This is a genomic window from Actinoplanes sp. NPDC051633, assembly GCF_040681735.1.
Taxonomy (GTDB): Bacteria; Actinomycetota; Actinomycetes; order Mycobacteriales; family Micromonosporaceae; genus Actinoplanes.
This window is the reverse complement of the sequence record NZ_JBFAZH010001522.1, coordinates 1-1,548: the sequence shown is the minus strand read 5'-3', so window position 1 is coordinate 1,548 and position 1,548 is coordinate 1. Positions and strand designations below refer to the sequence as shown.

At 77.0% G+C, this 1,548-nt stretch carries 1 protein-coding gene and 1 pseudogene; both read left to right on the top strand.

Annotated elements, in window-relative coordinates:
* Positions 1 to 665, top strand: a pseudogene (locus tag AB0M20_RS42735) (long-chain fatty acid--CoA ligase); the annotation flags it as partial.
* Positions 662 to 1,548 (top strand): cytochrome P450 (locus AB0M20_RS42730; protein WP_364307140.1); only part of this gene is annotated, 887 nt, incomplete at its 3' end. The pseudogene AB0M20_RS42735 and the gene AB0M20_RS42730, both read left to right, overlap by 4 nt.

The following is a 1,548-nucleotide window of genomic DNA, read 5'->3' as shown; positions in this document are numbered from 1 at the left end:
GCGGATCGGCACCGGTCAGCGCGTCGCTGCTGTCGGCGGTCCGCGCGGCGGGCGCATCGGAGGCCTGGGGCGTCTACGCGTTGACGGAGGTCTTCCCGGCCGCGGCGGTGGAGTCGCGGGAGAAGTCGGCCTTCACCCAGGAGGGCGACCTGGTGGGCACCCTTCTGCCCGGCGTCACCGCCCGCGTCGCTCCCGCCGATCACACCGGCTCCTCGGCAACCGGCGAGCTGCTGTTGCGCGGGACCAACGCGGCCGACCGATATCTCGGCGAGGATCCGATCGAGTGGGTGGCGACCGGCGACATCGGCCGCCTCGACGGAGGCCGGGTGGTGCTGGGCGGCCGCAGCAAGGACATGATCCTGCGCGGCGCCGAGAACATCTATCCCGGCCTCTACGAGCCGGCGCTGCACATCCCGGGTGTGTGGCTGGCGGTCCTGGTGGGTGTCCCGGCCGGCGACGGGGACGAGCGGGTGGTCGCGCTGGTGCAGCCGGCCCCGGGCGCCGACCACGCCCGGCTGCGGGCCGCGCTGCGCCCACGGCTGGACCGGATGGGCGTGGCCCGGCCCGACGAGGTGCTCTTCGCGGACGTGCCGCTGGCCGGCCGGTCCCGGAAGCCGGATCGCGCCGCGGCCGCCCGGCTGGCGTCGGCGGCGGTGGCGCGGTGAAGGGCCGTGCCCGGGATCGTCTGGTCTACCTGCGCAGCCATCCGGTCTTGTTCGCACTGCTCGCCGCGACCCGGCGGTGGCCGGTGCTGCGGCTGGGCCGCACCCTGCTGATCCATGACCGCGCGGCCTACGAGGCGGCCCTCACCGGCCTGGAGCTCGACCGGACCGCGGCCGGCACCACCGGCGGCGCGGTCGCCGGGCTCGCCGGGGACGGCTTGCTCTTCGACCAGCACGGCGCCGAGCACCGCCGCACCCGGCGCTCGACGGCCGACCTCCTCGGTGCCGGCGCCCTCGTCCGTCTCGGTCCGCTGTGGACGGACATGCTTTCCGGGCGCCTGGCCCCGCTGGCCGCCGGTCACGAGGTCGACCTGGTCCCGCTGGCCGCCGACCTGGCCGGCGCGACCGCTGCCGCCTTGCTGGCGAACGGCTCCGACGCGGGGAAGCCCCCGCGACGACGTGACCTGGAGGCGCGGGAGCTCGCGGTGGCCGCGCTGGCCGCGGCCGCAGCCGCCGCCCGCGTCCACCTGCCCGGACCGACACGGATCCGAACCGGACGAGCTGCCGAGGAGGCCGCCGGCCGCCTGACGAGGCTGATCGCTCCCGATGGCGGCGAGCGGGCCGGCCTGGACACGATGCTGGCCGTCGCGGCGATCAACACCACGGTCGCGGCCCTGCCGAGGGCCGCCGCCTGGGCAGCCGACGACGCGCTGTGGGACCACGCTCCCGAGGCGCTGGCCGACGAGCTGCTCCGGGTCGTCGCCCCCACTCCCCTGCTGCCGCGGGTCGCCGCCCAGGACGGCGAGGTGGGCGGCTGCCCGGTCCGCTCCGGTGACCGGCTCCTGCTGATCGCCCGGCACGCCGTGAACGCCCACCGCGACGACCC